Source organism: Nocardia sp. NPDC059228 (assembly GCF_042754245.1).
GTDB lineage: Bacteria > Actinomycetota > Actinomycetes > Mycobacteriales > Mycobacteriaceae > Nocardia.
In genome coordinates this window covers 1-13,640 of record NZ_JBHZAL010000071.1, presented here as the reverse complement: position 1 = coordinate 13,640, position 13,640 = coordinate 1, and the positions used below count along the sequence as shown (strand labels likewise).

18 protein-coding genes are annotated in these 13,640 nt (G+C 64.1%); 10 read left to right on the top strand and 8 right to left on the bottom strand.

Annotated elements, in window-relative coordinates:
• The first annotated feature begins 176 nt into the window (after positions 1 to 176).
• Together ACFXKA_RS41965 and ACFXKA_RS41960 are read left to right on the top strand one after the other, a co-directional pair.
• Complete coding sequence (locus tag ACFXKA_RS41965; protein WP_379431745.1) at positions 177 to 890, top strand: hypothetical protein; 714 nt, start codon at positions 177 to 179, stop codon at positions 888 to 890.
• Between the two features lie 374 nt (positions 891 to 1,264).
• The gene (locus ACFXKA_RS41960) at positions 1,265 to 1,996 is read left to right on the top strand and encodes an SDR family NAD(P)-dependent oxidoreductase (RefSeq protein WP_379431744.1); all 732 of its coding nucleotides are present in this window, start codon (positions 1,265 to 1,267) and stop codon (positions 1,994 to 1,996) included.
• A gap of 297 nt (positions 1,997 to 2,293) precedes the next feature.
• Here the strand turns inward: ACFXKA_RS41960 and ACFXKA_RS41955 are convergent, their stop codons facing one another.
• The 5 genes from ACFXKA_RS41955 to ACFXKA_RS41935 form a co-directional block, all read right to left on the bottom strand.
• Entirely contained in the window at positions 2,294 to 2,467 is a 174-nt protein-coding gene (locus tag ACFXKA_RS41955) for a hypothetical protein (protein ID WP_379431743.1), read from the bottom strand.
• 408 nt (positions 2,468 to 2,875) lie between these two features.
• The gene (locus ACFXKA_RS41950; RefSeq protein ID WP_379431742.1) at positions 2,876 to 3,106 is read right to left on the bottom strand and encodes a DUF6301 family protein; all 231 of its coding nucleotides are present in this window, start codon (positions 3,104 to 3,106) and stop codon (positions 2,876 to 2,878) included.
• Positions 3,058 to 3,609, bottom strand: coding sequence for a hypothetical protein (locus ACFXKA_RS41945; protein WP_379431741.1), 552 nt, complete (start codon positions 3,607 to 3,609; stop codon positions 3,058 to 3,060). Before ACFXKA_RS41945 ends, ACFXKA_RS41950 begins: the two co-directional genes overlap by 49 nt.
• A 230-nt stretch (positions 3,610 to 3,839) precedes the next feature.
• Positions 3,840 to 4,700 (bottom strand): LLM class flavin-dependent oxidoreductase, encoded by an 861-nt coding sequence (locus ACFXKA_RS41940; protein WP_379431746.1) that lies wholly within the window; start codon positions 4,698 to 4,700, stop codon positions 3,840 to 3,842.
• 719 nt (positions 4,701 to 5,419) lie between these two features.
• Positions 5,420 to 6,148: a GAD-like domain-containing protein gene (locus tag ACFXKA_RS41935; RefSeq protein ID WP_379431740.1), complete on the bottom strand. Its 729-nt coding sequence runs from the start codon at positions 6,146 to 6,148 to the stop codon at positions 5,420 to 5,422.
• Between the two features lie 59 nt (positions 6,149 to 6,207).
• Between ACFXKA_RS41935 and ACFXKA_RS41930 the strand changes: the two genes are divergently transcribed.
• Both ACFXKA_RS41930 and ACFXKA_RS41925 read left to right on the top strand, forming a co-directional pair.
• Complete coding sequence (locus tag ACFXKA_RS41930) at positions 6,208 to 6,420, top strand: hypothetical protein (protein ID WP_379431739.1); 213 nt, start codon at positions 6,208 to 6,210, stop codon at positions 6,418 to 6,420.
• Between the two features lie 223 nt (positions 6,421 to 6,643).
• On the top strand, positions 6,644 to 7,249 hold the full coding sequence (locus ACFXKA_RS41925; protein ID WP_379431738.1) for an ATP-grasp domain-containing protein: 606 nt from the start codon (positions 6,644 to 6,646) through the stop codon (positions 7,247 to 7,249).
• A gap of 292 nt (positions 7,250 to 7,541) precedes the next feature.
• On the opposite strand, the gene ACFXKA_RS41920 is transcribed toward ACFXKA_RS41925, so the two are convergent.
• Both ACFXKA_RS41920 and ACFXKA_RS41915 read right to left on the bottom strand, forming a co-directional pair.
• Positions 7,542 to 7,874, bottom strand: a complete 333-nt coding sequence (locus tag ACFXKA_RS41920; protein WP_379431737.1) for a transposase — start codon at positions 7,872 to 7,874, stop codon at positions 7,542 to 7,544.
• Between the two features lie 28 nt (positions 7,875 to 7,902).
• Positions 7,903 to 8,892, bottom strand: coding sequence for a transposase (locus ACFXKA_RS41915; RefSeq protein WP_379431736.1), 990 nt, complete (start codon positions 8,890 to 8,892; stop codon positions 7,903 to 7,905).
• Positions 8,893 to 9,096: 204 nt separating this feature from the next.
• Here ACFXKA_RS41915 and ACFXKA_RS41910 point away from each other — a divergent pair, with 204 nt between their 5' ends.
• From ACFXKA_RS41910 to ACFXKA_RS41900, 3 genes are all read left to right on the top strand, one after another.
• Positions 9,097 to 9,861, top strand: coding sequence for an SMI1/KNR4 family protein (locus tag ACFXKA_RS41910; protein WP_379431735.1), 765 nt, complete (start codon positions 9,097 to 9,099; stop codon positions 9,859 to 9,861).
• Between the two features lie 166 nt (positions 9,862 to 10,027).
• Positions 10,028 to 10,600 (top strand): tyrosine-type recombinase/integrase, encoded by a 573-nt coding sequence (locus ACFXKA_RS41905; RefSeq protein WP_379431734.1) that lies wholly within the window; start codon positions 10,028 to 10,030, stop codon positions 10,598 to 10,600.
• A gap of 279 nt (positions 10,601 to 10,879) precedes the next feature.
• The gene (locus ACFXKA_RS41900; protein WP_379431733.1) at positions 10,880 to 11,332 is read left to right on the top strand and encodes a hypothetical protein; all 453 of its coding nucleotides are present in this window, start codon (positions 10,880 to 10,882) and stop codon (positions 11,330 to 11,332) included.
• A 47-nt stretch (positions 11,333 to 11,379) separates the two neighbouring features.
• Here ACFXKA_RS41900 and ACFXKA_RS41895 read toward each other — a convergent pair whose 3' ends face one another.
• Positions 11,380 to 11,604, bottom strand: coding sequence for a hypothetical protein (locus ACFXKA_RS41895; RefSeq protein WP_379431732.1), 225 nt, complete (start codon positions 11,602 to 11,604; stop codon positions 11,380 to 11,382).
• A gap of 393 nt (positions 11,605 to 11,997) precedes the next feature.
• Between ACFXKA_RS41895 and ACFXKA_RS41890 the strand changes: the two genes are divergently transcribed.
• The 3 genes from ACFXKA_RS41890 (at position 11,998) to ACFXKA_RS41880 (ending at position 13,448) form a co-directional block, all read left to right on the top strand.
• On the top strand, positions 11,998 to 12,396 hold the full coding sequence (locus ACFXKA_RS41890; protein ID WP_354844434.1) for a hypothetical protein: 399 nt from the start codon (positions 11,998 to 12,000) through the stop codon (positions 12,394 to 12,396).
• Positions 12,397 to 12,401: 5 nt separating this feature from the next.
• On the top strand, positions 12,402 to 13,073 hold the full coding sequence (locus ACFXKA_RS41885) for a TetR family transcriptional regulator (protein ID WP_379431731.1): 672 nt from the start codon (positions 12,402 to 12,404) through the stop codon (positions 13,071 to 13,073).
• Positions 13,074 to 13,250: 177 nt separating this feature from the next.
• Positions 13,251 to 13,448 (top strand): hypothetical protein, encoded by a 198-nt coding sequence (locus tag ACFXKA_RS41880; RefSeq protein WP_379431730.1) that lies wholly within the window; start codon positions 13,251 to 13,253, stop codon positions 13,446 to 13,448.
• The last annotated feature ends 192 nt before the right edge of the window (positions 13,449 to 13,640 follow it).

Below are 13,640 nucleotides of genomic sequence, written 5' to 3'. Positions count from 1 at the left end.
CTTGCCGATGATCTGCTCGGGCGTGTGCCGACGTCGTGCCATGGTGTGATCGTCTCCTCCCGCACCCATTGTGGCGCAAAGGAACTCCCACAACCACTGGACCCGTTCCGAGGGCTCCAGTCACCTCCTACGAAACCATCGGCCCCGTCACACGAGAGCGATGGAACACCAACACAGTGGCCCGATTCGATGAGGTCGATTCGTTCTCAGACTTACTGACCGCCTTGGACTCACTTCGCGGAAAGTACGCGCCCGCACGGCTCCTGTGCAGCCTCGATGATGTGGACCAGTGCAGATACACCAGCATGCACGCCTCTTTCGATCAGCGGCTCGGCTACGAGGAGCCCGACTACGAAGAAGATGACTTCACCGCGGCACATCATGCCGACAACGCGCATATCGACCGCATCGCCGCTGTCCTCGACGATCCGGACTTGCGCGTCGAATGGGAGGCGCTCGCTGATACGCGAAGCGGAGGCGGAGCGGAGACCGACGTCAAGGCTCTCGTCGAGGTCAATCGGCAGCCCGATCGTGCTGTCGACGATGTGGTGGTAGTCCAGCGAGTGCCGGTCAGTCGTGACGACCTCGCACTCGCCGGGATCCCGAACGGCTATTTCGACGGCGATTGGGATACCTTCCAGAACCACGCCATCGCGCGGCGAATGGCTGGCCATGGTTATCGCCACATCGCTACCGGCGCTTCACTTCTCGGCTTTGACCGTCCCACTGCATCGACCGGCAAGGAAGCGCAAGCAGTCGTCGCCGACCTGGCCTCCTTGTACGGCGCCCCGAACTCCTCCGCTTGGCCGGAGCTCGCGACGATACTCTGCGGGCAGCGGATCCTGTTCATTGGCTACACGGAGGACTTCGCCGACACGCTCGACATCTGACAGGCAGACATGTGCGCCGCTCCTCACGAGCGCCGTCACAAGACATCGTCTACTGCCGCATACCGTGCTGACCGAACCGGCCAACGCGGGCCTCGGAAGATCAACGGGCAGAGCGCCGCACGGCTGCCGGCAGTGCGCGCTCATGCCGAGTGCAGCGCTTCGCGAGAATGCCGGTCCACGGCAAGGTGCCTCCGACGACGATCTCGGCGAACCGGATCTGGTCGGCCGATCGGCCTTGCGGCCGGGGCCGGGGCATCTGCTGTTCCTGGGTCCGGTCGAAATGTCAGGTCGTTTTTCCGCCGGTGCTGTGGGGTCCTTGCACCGATCCTCGGAGGGAAGGTATTTCGAGACAGCACATTCGGAGAGGAATTGATGTGGCCGAGGTTGCGGTGGTGACGGGCTCGACTCGTGGCATCGGGTTCGAGACGGCGCTGGCATTGGGATTGTCGGGGTACACGGTCATCGTGACGGGCCGGTCGGAGGAGGCGGCCGCGGCCGCGGCGCGGCGGCTGGGTGAGCAGGGTGTCGACGCGAAGGGGCAGGAGCTCGATGTCGCCTCGTTCGAGTCGGTGCAGCGCCTCGCCGCCATCATTGCGCGCGACCATGGGCGGTTGGATGTGCTGGTGAACAATGCGGGCATCGCTGCTGAATGGGATGCGCCGAGTTCCAGCCACTATGCGCATCCGGAGTCGGTGAGGCGGACGCTGGAAACCAATGTGATCGGGGTGTTCCATACGGTGGAGGCATTGCTGCCGTTGCTTCGGCGCAGTGACTCGGGCCGGATCGTCAATGTGTCGTCATTCGTGGGATCGCTGACTCTCCAGGCGCAAGCTGATCCGGCCGATATGGTGGTGCCCGCCTATCAAGCCTCCAAGGCGGCACTCAACAGCCTGACCATCACGTTGTCGAAGGTTCTCGCGGACACGAACATCAGGGTGTTCTCCGTCGATCCAGGATTCGTGCAGACCGACTTCTCGCCCATCAACCGCGCGCAGGCGCCGCTCACCGCCGTGCAAGGCGCCGAGCCCGTGGTCGAGGCCGCGATGCTGAAGGTCGATGCCACTTCTGGCTCGTTCATCGGCCGCGACGGCGTAGTGCCCTGGTAGCCGACACGGTGATGCCGAAAGAATCAAAGGGGCAGCCCACTCCAGCTCACCGAACGCACTACATTGCCGCATACCGCGCTGACCGAATCAGCCAGCTCGGCACCTCGGAAGATCAACGGGCAGGCGCCATCTCGGGCGACTGACCGACCGCTTGAAGTGCACGGTAATGCCGAATGTCGTGCGATTCGAAATCGTCTCCCCGAGATCCCTTGATGAATCCGCCTGGGCCGTCCGCGACTTCGCTGTCGGATTGAAAATCCGACGGCCCGGATTACCTACCGTAGGCAGCCTGACGCATCACTGGCCGTAGAGGCGTATGAATTCCTGGGTCGGGTCGACGGTGGGCACCGAGTAGCTCGACGAACTCCCGTCGACATGGGTTTCCTCGACGTACTGGGCGGGTTCGATGGGCAGGCGGCGCCACCGGGCGCGTGGATCATCGGCCTGCTCTCGGTGACTGTTCGACGACATGATGTCCCCCTCCATAGTCGTTTCACCACATGCTACCCGGAGTCACACGTGCAGAGCAGCACGCATTGCGGCAAAGGCCAAGCCGGGCTGGAGGTTCGAGGACGTTGCTGTGGGCCAGAGTCACGGCGAGGGCCACCCGCCTACTGTATGCGCCGATGCCTCGCGCAAGGCAATCCAAATGTCCAGTATTGCCGCATACCGCGCTGACCAAACCGGCCAGCGCTGGGCATCGGAAGATCAACTGGCCGTGGCGATCCGAGGCCGGCGGAACGTCCGCTACTGCCGATGAGCGGACGTACGCATCGTTGAAATCGGCGGTAGTCGGCCTTGGAAAGAGGCAGCTGCCTCCGGCCGGAACTGCTCGGCAACCTCAGTCATCAGTCCTGGGTCGTTCAGCCACCTTGACTGTCACCAGTCACCTGCATGGTATTTCGCCTCGGCGTCGGCGGTTGCCTGCCACTCCCAACTGACGAGATGGAGGCGAATGTCGCGCACGCCGACCTCGAGCCTGATCCAGACACGGTGGCGGTCCCAGAGCAAGGTCCCGTCTTCGTCCGGTTCGCGGCGGGTCGGCGGGCCCAGAGCGTCGATCAAACGATCAGCGAACGCTGCGAACGTGTCGGCAAGAGCTGTCCGCATCTGCTCCCACGGCAGCGACTGATCGAGCCGGTCGGTGACGGGATCCAAATGTCATCGAACATTCGCTTCACGAACCCGACTTTCGCTGATCGCGATTGGATACGAAGATCGGTACGCAGGTCGTCGCCGTATTCGGTGGACCCGGTGATCGACCACCCGGCGGCATCGCAGAAACGCTGCAAATCATTTTCGATGTACCACGTCCAGTCGAATCCGGCGGCCAGCGTTGCGATTCGCACGGCACCGTCGTAGTCGGCCGGCAGCCGCAACTGGTTCTCCGCGCTGCAACTCCGGGCCGCCGACGGCATGTCCTCCCGCACCGATTCGATCGCCCCATCGTCGTCGTACTGCTCGGAGGCCGATACCCAACCCTGCTCGTCCACGCCATACCCTTCGCCAAAAGCCCGCCGCCAGAACAATAGATACTTGAACTGGCCGACAGTCGCGCTGCCTTGGACGTCCGGGCGAAGCCGCACAACGAACCGCAGCAAACGCACGCTCATGCCGCATACCGTGCTGACCGAACCTGCCAGCGCGAGTCGCCGGCGGCTGGAACCCTGTGCGCCGCAGAACGTCCGCTTCTGCCGAATTGCGCATGTGCCCGCTTGGACTCGTGAGGGTGGGTCCGGGCTCGACCGTACGATCTGCGGGCGTAGCTGGATCTGTCCGATCGCGGCCTGGCCGAGCCCACCGGATCACTCGCAGAGTCGCACCATGTTGCGTTCCTCGGGCGTCAGGACCGTGCGGCCACCACCTCGGTCGCCACCTCGAGGAAGTTCAGGTCGGTGACGGCCGGGACCAGGATGAACTCGTCGCACCCGGCCTGCTCCGCGCCGTCGAGAATATCGGCGAGCACCTCGGGACTCGATGCCCTCGCCGAGGTGGCGACCATCTCGGCCAGCTTCGGTCCGAGGAAGCCGAGGTAGTGAGCGGTGAAGGAGCGCAACGCTTCTGACGCGTCGGTGACGCCCAGGGCGGTGAAGCAGCCACTGACCTTGCGCGGGGTCGTCGCACGACCGGCCTCGGCCCAGCAACGGTCGGCGAGCTCGCTTGCTTTGGCGATTTCGTCGGCGTTGCCCGCGACGCTGAAGCCGGAGATGCCGTCGGCCCACCGCGCCGCCCGGCGCATCGCCTTCGGCCCCATCGCGCCGGCGAGGATGATCGGTCCACCCGGCTGCACGCACGCCGGCCCGACCGGGTCCGCGCCGTCGAACGGCGGCTTGCCGTCAAGCAGTGCTTTCAGCTCGGCGACCTTGTCATCGAGCTGCTGGTGCCGTCGCGTGAAATCGGCGCCGAGAGCGCGGTAGTCGTGTTCGCGACCGCCGACGCCGACGGCCACCTCGAGGCGTCCGTTCGCGAGTTGGTCGAGCGTGCCGATCTGCTGGGCGACCATCGCCACCGGGTGCTGTGGAAGCACAAAGAGATTCGCCAAAACCTGCACCCGCTCCGTCACCGCCGCGCAGGCGCCGAGCGTCGCGACCATCTCCGGATTCGAAAACGTCACCCGCTCCCCCACCGAGACGCTCGAGAATGGACCCGCGTCGATTCGCCGGGCCCAGTCGAGCGTCGTACCCGGTCCGTACCCGGGAGCCATCTGCGGAAGTGCAACACCGATCTTCATGTGGTGACCCTCTCAGACCCACCCGGCCCCCGTCGAGCGATCTGAATTCAGACAAGGGACAGCCACCAACAGGCTGAGCGCCACTCGGCCGCCAACCATGCGCGCTCATGCTGATGAGCGTGACCAAGTTACCGGCCTGGTGCGACTACCTCCACAACGTCGGCTAGGCCGACAAGTCGGGATCCCTCGAGCATCGACAGCCGCAGCCCGGGTACGACTGGGGGCCAAAGATCGGGCATCAGCGGGTGCAGCCGTGCAATCGCCTCATCACCGGGAGCGAGCTTTCTCACCTCCTCCAGGGTCAATGGCGCGTCATGGCGTTCCTTGTGTAGGTCTGCGGGGAAGGCCCAATGCGCCCGGTAGCCGGAGTTGATCGGTGTGCGGCGGCCACCTTGCTCGGTAGTCAATAGCCGCAATCGTGCACGGATGTACCCCTTTTCGGGTTCAGTCGCGGTCCATCGGTCGTGTTCGAGGTTAGGATTCACGTTGCGATTATGTTGTCTACGCAAGATGTTCACACCAACTCGGAGCCGAGTGCTGCCGAACTATGTGGCCACGTGCCTCCAGCAAACGCACTGTCATCAGCGTAAGTCGTTCTACAGCAAGCGGTTCTAGCGTCTTCCACTAGCTTCAGTCGACACGAGTGCGCTCTCATGCCGATTACCGTGTCCGTCCACGATGCACAGGAGCGCCTATCGGTACGGATTCAGCATCAGAGTCCGGGGTGTCACCTGGCGCAAGATTTCCATATGCACTGCTGCATCGACGATTTCAACATGGTTCGGCAGCATCGGCCCGCCGAGAGCCAGGGCAGGTACGAACCCGTACATCGTCGTGGGGCCGACCGGACCCAGACGCTTCAAGACCCGTTTGAACAGCGGCTTGTCGTCGTCAGCGTCTTCATCCAGTGTCTTCATGATGGCTGCCGCCTCCAAATTCGCGAGGATCTGGACATCGCGCGAGAAGGGATCCGACATGTTTTCGGAGTTGTCGACGGGAAAGATCTGACCGTAGTGCGGCGTTATGGTCAGGCTCAGCCCTGTCCGCCGACCCCACAGCGACAATCGGCCGAACGCCGATCGGCTCACCGCGACCCACGTGTCCTCACCGAACGGCAGGTCCAGATCGCTGGTCCACGCGTCGACCGTCGGCTGCCACTGCACGGGGTCACACAACCACAACAGTCCCTTACGGAACCCGGCAAACCCGAAGCCACGCCACAAATCGAGCAAGAAGTCCGGAACCTGCCCTGCGTACTGCTCGAATCTCTCGACCGGAACAGCAACGGACATGGTCGGCCGTCCCCAGCGCTTGCTGACGTCCTTGATCGGAAAAGACACTGCTACCTCACGTGATCCTGCGGCGCGGCACCCAAGCTGCCCAGCCCGACAGAACTCACCGTAGCCGGTCTCATCAGTCACGATGGATGAGGCTTCGCCCCAACGGTTCTCGCGACCGGACCCAGTTCATCCGCACAACGGTGACCACGAAACTTGGAAGTCAGGAACGCATTACATTGCCGCATACCGCGCTGACCGAACCGGCCAGCGCGGGAACTCGGAAGATCAACGGCCAGAACATCGTACGGCCGCCCGCGGTGCGCGCTCCTGCCGAGTTGAGGGTGTCGGTGTGGCTGACCGGAACCATGTCCAGCCGTCCGCTGACCAGCGTGGTCACCGTCTCGAATCGCTGACTGCCCCAACCTGATTGCCGCGCTCTGCCTCGCTCGGCGCGAATAGCATCGTGCCATGCGACCGCAATGGCTCATCGATCTCCATGAGGAATTCCCCGGCTCCGCTCTCGTCGCGGCCGCGCTCGACGATGCCCTGATCGTTCAATCGCGTGATGCGATGACGGGACGCTGGCCCGTCGTCCAAGACGGCCGCCCGATCGTTGGGTACGGGACTATGCCCACGATGAGAAGTCTCCGTCGCGTGCCGCGGCTCGGAGAAGCGGTCTTCGACGACTACACGATGCTGCGCTGCTCGTTCTACTACCGGCACGTGTACGACCTCCTCGGACGCACCGCCGTCTTCGTGCCGTTCTCGGCGGTTCCCGGTCTACCGCTGCGGCGCATGTTCGACAGTGACCAGGTCTTCATCCGCAGCGATACGAACTACAAGCTGTTCCCCGCAGGCGTGCATGCCATCACGGAGCTGGGGCACTGGCTCGAGACTTACGACCAGTACCGAGACGAGCTCGTTGTCGTGTCCGAGGTCGTGACCTTCGAGCGTGAGTACCGCTGCTTCTGCCGCGACGGCCGCTTCGTCTGCGGCAGCTCCTATCCGATCGAGCCGTATCTCCCCGTCCCCGATCACGTTCGCTGCTTCGCGGAAACCGCGGCAGCCCGACTACTCGCTCACGGCTGCACCATGGTCACCGTCGATCTCGGCGTCGGCTCCGACGGCGTACTTCGCCTCGTCGAGCTCGGCGGCGTGAACAGCTGGGGCATCTATGGATCCGACGTCACCGACTTTATCGCCGCGATGGAAGCCGAGGCCCTCGCCCGCGCGGACATGTAGTGCCGGATCTGCAGCCTGTTTCGCAAGTCGAGCGGCACAAGATCATCCTCGTGGCGATGCCAGCTCGGAACGTCCGCTCATCAGCGTAAGTCGTTTTGTGTCGAGCGGTTCGGTCGGTGCCCTGGTCTGTCGTCGTCCCGGCATAGCGGTAATGGGGTTGGTGGCCCTGCAGCGTGTAATCGGGTTGTCGTGACGACAGGTCGGGGCTGCCCGTGATGAGCGACGAGATCACCCGGGGGTGTTTCGATGCCGCGGAGGGCTCGCCCCGACCGACCGCTCGACGCGCCTGTGGTCAGGCGGCGGTCGAGATCAGGGTGGGTTTCGTTGTGCCGTGGGTGGCGATGTCGGGATCCCGGGGTTGACGTGTGGTGATGACGGCGTGCAAGTGCCGCAGGATAGCGGCGGCGATCACGGTTTGTGCTTGGGTCGGGGTGAGCCGGTTGGTGTCACGGCTGGTCAAATACTTGTAGCGGGCGGCATAGACCGGATTGGCGCGTTGGATACCCCACACCGCCCGCCAGGCGGCGACCCGCAGGCCGGGCCAGCCTTGGCCGGTGAGTTTGGTGCGGCCGGTGAAGGTCCCAGATTGCCGTTCCCGCGGCGCCAATCCGGCGTGTTTGACCACCGAGCGGGCGCTGGAAAACCGTGTCGGGTCACCGGTTTCGGCCAGAATGGGCCGCTCCGACGGCCGAGATTCCGGGGATCGAGGTGACCAGCTCGGTGAGCCGCAGCTCGTCGAGGACGTTGTGCATGCGGGTTTCGGTGTCAGCCAGCCGCCGCCGATCCTCGGCCCAGTCCTCCACGACCAAGTGCACCCGTTCCAGAGCGCCGCGTCGATGCGCAATCACCCCGGCCGGATCGGTCAGGGCGGCAAACAGATTCCGGATGATCCGCAGCGAGGGCTTCTGCCCGCCGGCACGGATGATCTCGCGACGAACCACCGATTCCAGCCGCGCCAGGCCCAACCGCCGTGTTCGCGTCAGATCACCACCGTCACGGCCGTAGACCACCCGCAACGCCGCGACCCACGTCCGCGACCGGAACGGCTGACGGGCCGCCTCGAGCGCGGCCGGCCACACACATTCGCGCAGAGCCCGGATCTGCTGCATATGCGAGCCGATACCCGCGAGCAATCGCTCCCGCCGCGCGCCCAGATGCCGGAGCCTGCCCCAGGTTTCGTCGACCGGTTCGGGTGCATAGCAACGCAGCTGGGAGGTCAGCCGAGCGATCAGCACCGCGTCCTTCTCATCGGTGTTGTCGTGAGTCAGGTCCTCGGCGCGCCGCGACCAGGAGGTCATCGCCGGCTGCACGCACACGAACGCCATGCCCCGATCCGCCGCCAACTGACCCAGCACCCGCCACCGATGCCCGGTCGGCTCACACGCCACCGTCACCGCAGCGAACCCGGCCGCCGCGGCACGCTGCCCGGCCCAGTCCAGCGCCGCCCCCAGATCCCACGCCCGGCATCGGAATGTTCTACGGGCCAGCACTGTCGAGTCGTGATCGGTGACCACGACCATCTGTTTGCGGTCGGCAAGGTCGATCCCCACGATCGCGTTAGTGGTCGCCACCAGCACCCGCAGCCTGCTCAAACGCGCATTGCGGTTGCGATCACCCCGCGACAAGCGACTACCGTTACTCATCGAACGTCCTCCTCCTGCAGTGGGACACCAAGCCCGACAAGCGCATCAGCAGGACGTTCCCCACGTCCACACAAGAGGCGCAGAACGTCTTTCTATGCCGCATACCGCGCTGACCGGACCGGTCATGGGTGTCAATATCAACGGGCTGTTGGCATCCGGTGGTTGTCGGACCTGTCGAGGATCCTTCTGGTGTGAGCAGTAGAGATGATCTTGCGTTTGACGCTGTGTGTGCGTGTCGAGTCCGGTGAGTATCTCGATTGGAGGCTGGGATTCCCAGGCGCCGACACCGAGCGGGGTGGAGCGTTCGAGGTCCTGCCCGACGGGCGGCGGCAACGCCTGTATTGGCGACATTCACCCGAATACGCGACCGCCCATGCCGCTGGCCTGCTCGAGCCTTTACCGCGGTTGACGCCTGCTTCGGCAGAGGCGATCGCGGACTTTGAAGCCGATCTGGGCCGACCTCTGCCCCAGCTGTTGCGCCGGTGCTACGCCGAACTCGGTGATGGCGGATTCGGTCCCTCGTACGCCCTGTTGCCACTGTCGGAGATGCTCGAGGATTACCGCGCCCAGCAACAAAATTGGTCCGAGATGCCGTCGGAAGCCGCGGCACTGCTACCGATCTGCCACTGGGGATGCGGAATCAGCTCCTTTGTGGACCTGAGCGACCCAGCGCATCGGATGTGGGCGATCGACCCCGACCCGAACGAGGACTATCAGGCGCCGCTGTTCGCGGAGCCCTTCGACCTCACCGAGTGGATCCACCGCTGGGCCCGGGGCACACTCATGCAGCCGTGCCTGCCATACGATGAGAAGACCGGTCCATGGCCCGGTGATACGGACGCGGATGCATTCGGCCAGGACAGTCACTCCGATCCATGGGCCGACTCAGATCCATGGCACGACATCCCGCATCCAGATGTGCCCCCGACAATGTCCCGTCTCGAAAACTTCACCCGTCGAACTGATTGAACGGCGTCTTCGTCCCTTCGATGTGAGTCGGAAGCCTTCCGCCGTTTCGGACGCACTCTCATGCCGCGTCCCGCGCGTTCCGTTCGGGCGGTTCGTCGGGACTGCGGCATCGTGAAGGACGGCTACCTCTCCCGACCTCGATGTCACCTTCGCCGGTGACGACCTCGTGCTCCGGCTGGCTGCCCTCGCCTACCTCGCCCGCTTCTCCGCGGTCTCCCGCATCCACACCAAATCCGACCTGCGCCTGTACTTCTACTGGTGCACCGACCACCAACTCACCCCACTGACTGTCGCCCGCACCGAAGTCGAACGGTACATGCGATGGATGCAGGAGATCCGCCACTTCAAACCCGCCACCGTCGCCCGCCGCCTGGCCGTCGTCGCAGGCTTCTACCGCACCTGCGTCATCGATGGCGTCCTGGACCGGTCCCCGGCGGAGTACGTGCGCCGGCCGCGGGTGTCGAACGAGTCACCGACACTAGGACTTTCACACCTGCGATTCGAAGCCCTGCTTTCCGCGGCCCGGGACTCGGACAACCAAGCGGACTTCGCGTTGGTCGCCATGCTGCGCCACACCTTCGTCACCACCATGCTCGACGCCGGCGTGGACCTGCGCGATGTCCAGATCGCCGCCCGCCACGCCGACCCACGCACCACGATGCGCTACGACTGCGCCCGCACCAACCTCGACCGGCACCCCAACTACATCCTGGCCGCCTACATGGCCTCAGCCACATGACATCTCAACCATCCGCACATGCGGAGTTGCGTGCGGTGAGCTTGGTCGGCAGCCGAGGTCGAGTGGCCGAATATGAAGGAACTATGAGGGTTTGGACTGAAAGTGCTCCAGAGCCCTCTTCCTGGAGCCTCTCGGCGGAACCTATCGGTACCGTCAACGATAGTGCAGCCGCCGCCGGACGAGCGGCTGTAATGATGCACGACAAAGGCATTCGAACCGAAGGATCAGCACTTGAGGCTCCGTCAAAGTGGACGTATCGCCATTGCGGCACTAGCTGCCGTGACGGCACTCGGTCTGTCGGCGTGTGGCAGCGGTGAAAAGAAGGAGACCGCCAAGCCCGCCAAGCCTTCGACTACGAAAATTGCTGCCGCTCAGACCTACCCGCCCGCGCCGACCGCAGCGGATCTGAACAGCGCAATGCACAAGGTGCTGGATCCGAGCGTTCCAGACTCCGAGAAGCTGAACCTGATGCAGGGCATGCAGGCCGATCCGAGCCTGCCTTCGCGAATCATCGAAGCTTACAAACAGAACAACGCTTCCATCACTGTCACCAACGTTACCGACCTGGGAAACGGCACTCTCACTGCTGACGCGCAAGCAGCGATCAACGGCGGCGCGGCGCAGCAGGCAGTCGTGCCGTTCGTCGCCGAAGACGGCAAATGGAAGGTTCAGAAGGACTGGATTTGCAACATCCTGTCGCTAGGCAACCAAACCTCACCAGCATGTAGCTGAGCCTCGAACCTCCTGGAATGCCGCGACCCGCGCGGTCCCGAGCCGCCTCAGAACAACCGATCACCCGAAGGCTCCGGCACAGACGTAATCCGCACGCGTACGTGCTCCTCGTCGCCGCCGACGTCCTGGATCGCGTCGATCTGGTCCTGAACCACCTCGGCGCGCGCCACCAACTCGACCCGGTCGGGCTCGGTGAGGCTCTCGGCACCGAGCTTCTCGAAAACGCACGAGAGCACTGACCGTAAGTCCTCCAGCTTGCTGTGTGACTCCACGAGCCCTCACCCTACGTCCGAACCCGACGAACATCCGCTCCTGCCCCGCCCCGCGCTGCGAACACTGATCGAGCCGGCCGCCGCGGAGCTTCGGCAGATCAACTAGGCGTGGGGGCCCGAGTACAGCGGATCATCCGCTCTTGCCGATTACAGCGCGGCTCAAGCCCTCTGCGGCACCCCGGTACGCCCGACTGCGCTACGCGGTCCCGGTGCCGAGTCAGCGAAAGCGACGGTGCCGCCGAGCTGACCGGTGACGGTCATGCATCGCTTGCAGATGCCATGGTGGGCGCGGACTTCGGCGCTCGACGTGTTGCGCTGCTCGTACTTGAACACGTTCAAAAAATGACCTAGTCTCGCAGTTGAACACGTTCAAATCAGTGGGGAGCTGGAACAATGAATCTTGTCGTCGTCACATATGCGACCTACACGACCGTCAGTTTGGCGGTCACGTTCTGGGTGGCGCGGGTCTTGCATCGCACCGGCGCGCGATTTCTGGTGGATGTCATGAATGGAGACCGCGACCTGGCCGAAGCCGTGAATCATCTGCTGGTCATCGGGTTCTGGCTCGTCAACGCAGGCTTCGTGGCACTGGCTCTGCGCATCAACGTCCCAGTCGGCGATGCGCGTGTCGCAATCGAGGAACTCGCCATGAAACTTGGCAGGGTCCTGCTCGTACTGGGCGCCATGCACTTCGCAAACCTGATCGCCCTGAACAAGATCCGCCGCAGCCGGCACAAGGAGCAGCAGGCCGGTGTCCCCCCGGTTCCGGTCGACGCCGCCCAGCTAGCCTGAGCCCCATGCCCCGCCCCGAGCCCGCGACCGCACGCGGCGAGGAAACTCGCCAGCAGATCATCGACGCCGCCCTGCGCCTGTTCGAGCAGAACGGCTATACGAAGACCACCATGCGCGCGATCGCGGGCGAAGCCGGTGTCAGCGTCGGCAACGCCTACTACTACTTCACATCCAAGGAACACCTGGTCCAGGGTTTCTACCAGCACATCCAGGCCCTGCACCAACAGCGGGTCGAGCAAGGGCCCCGCAGCGACTCCCTCGCCGCCCGATGGCTGACGATGGAACTGGCCTTCGTCGATGTAGCCGCGCCCTACCACGAGTTCGGCGGCAAATTCTTCGCCATCGCCGCCGAACCCACCAGCCCGCTCAGCCCATTCAGCGACGAAAGCCGACCCGCCCGACAGACATCCACCGCCATCATGAGCGACATGGTCATCGGCACAGATGTCAAGGGTGACAAGCGGCTGATGGCCGAGCTACCGAATCTGCTGTGGCTGGCCCACATGGGCATCGTCCTGTTCTGGGTCCACGACCGCAGCCCTGACCAGGAACGCACCCGACTGCTGATCCGCCGAACCGCCCCACTGGTCGAACGCATCGTGGCACTGTCGAGACTCCGTCCACTGCGCCCCGTCCTGTACCCAGCCCTGGATCTCATCCAGGACCTCAGCAACTGATCAGGCACACCGCCGACGAAGGCATCGGCCCCATCGCCGAAGCGGGTAGCCGAAGGTCAACGGGCCGAGATCATCTCGGCCCGCCGAACGCACTGATCTGCCGAGAGTCCCACGTTCGTGGCGGCCACGGCATGGTCGGTATTTACCCGCTGTGACCCAGAACGAGATGATCGAACAATGCTGTCCTACCAGTGCGCGTTCTGTGATGATGCGGTCCACGAGACGAGTGCCGATCTTCGTGTTCTGAAGGTCTCGGCAGCCGAAAAAGAAGGTTTCCAAGAGCTTTTCGTGCACAGGCGCTGTCTGGTCGCTGCGCTGCGTCCTGCGTTCCCCCTCGGCCCAGTTCTCGAACCTACAGTTGCAGAACAGCGCTGAGCCAGATCGTCCGGATTGAGCGGTCGATGCCTGGCGACCACGACACGAACGTGTGGAACTGATGATCTCGGAGGCGGCTTCGACATCGAAGGCTGAGCGGGGCTGCTGCAGGGTTAGGTGACAACCGAGATGGCTTGCCGAGAGGCGGGCCTGAGAGGATGTCGCAGTGCCCAAGCCGTATCCGAAAGAGTT

Excerpts from the sequence above, each read along its gene's own strand:
- ACFXKA_RS41955 (WP_379431743.1), bottom strand. The coding sequence starts at position 2,467 with ATGTCGTCGAACAGTCACCGAGAGCAGGCCGATGATCCACGCGCCCGG.
- ACFXKA_RS41950 (WP_379431742.1), bottom strand. The coding sequence starts at position 3,106 with ATGCGGACAGCTCTTGCCGACACGTTCGCAGCGTTCGCTGATCGTTTG.
- ACFXKA_RS41945 (WP_379431741.1), bottom strand. The coding sequence starts at position 3,609 with ATGAGCGTGCGTTTGCTGCGGTTCGTTGTGCGGCTTCGCCCGGACGTC.
- ACFXKA_RS41940 (WP_379431746.1), bottom strand. The coding sequence starts at position 4,700 with ATGGCTCCCGGGTACGGACCGGGTACGACGCTCGACTGGGCCCGGCGA.
- ACFXKA_RS41925 (WP_379431738.1), top strand. The coding sequence starts at position 6,644 with ATGAGAAGTCTCCGTCGCGTGCCGCGGCTCGGAGAAGCGGTCTTCGAC.
- ACFXKA_RS41915 (WP_379431736.1), bottom strand. The coding sequence starts at position 8,892 with ATGAGTAACGGTAGTCGCTTGTCGCGGGGTGATCGCAACCGCAATGCG.
- ACFXKA_RS41910 (WP_379431735.1), top strand. The coding sequence starts at position 9,097 with ATGATCTTGCGTTTGACGCTGTGTGTGCGTGTCGAGTCCGGTGAGTAT.
- ACFXKA_RS41890 (WP_354844434.1), top strand. The coding sequence starts at position 11,998 with ATGAATCTTGTCGTCGTCACATATGCGACCTACACGACCGTCAGTTTG.
- ACFXKA_RS41885 (WP_379431731.1), top strand. The coding sequence starts at position 12,402 with ATGCCCCGCCCCGAGCCCGCGACCGCACGCGGCGAGGAAACTCGCCAG.
- ACFXKA_RS41880 (WP_379431730.1), top strand. The coding sequence starts at position 13,251 with ATGCTGTCCTACCAGTGCGCGTTCTGTGATGATGCGGTCCACGAGACG.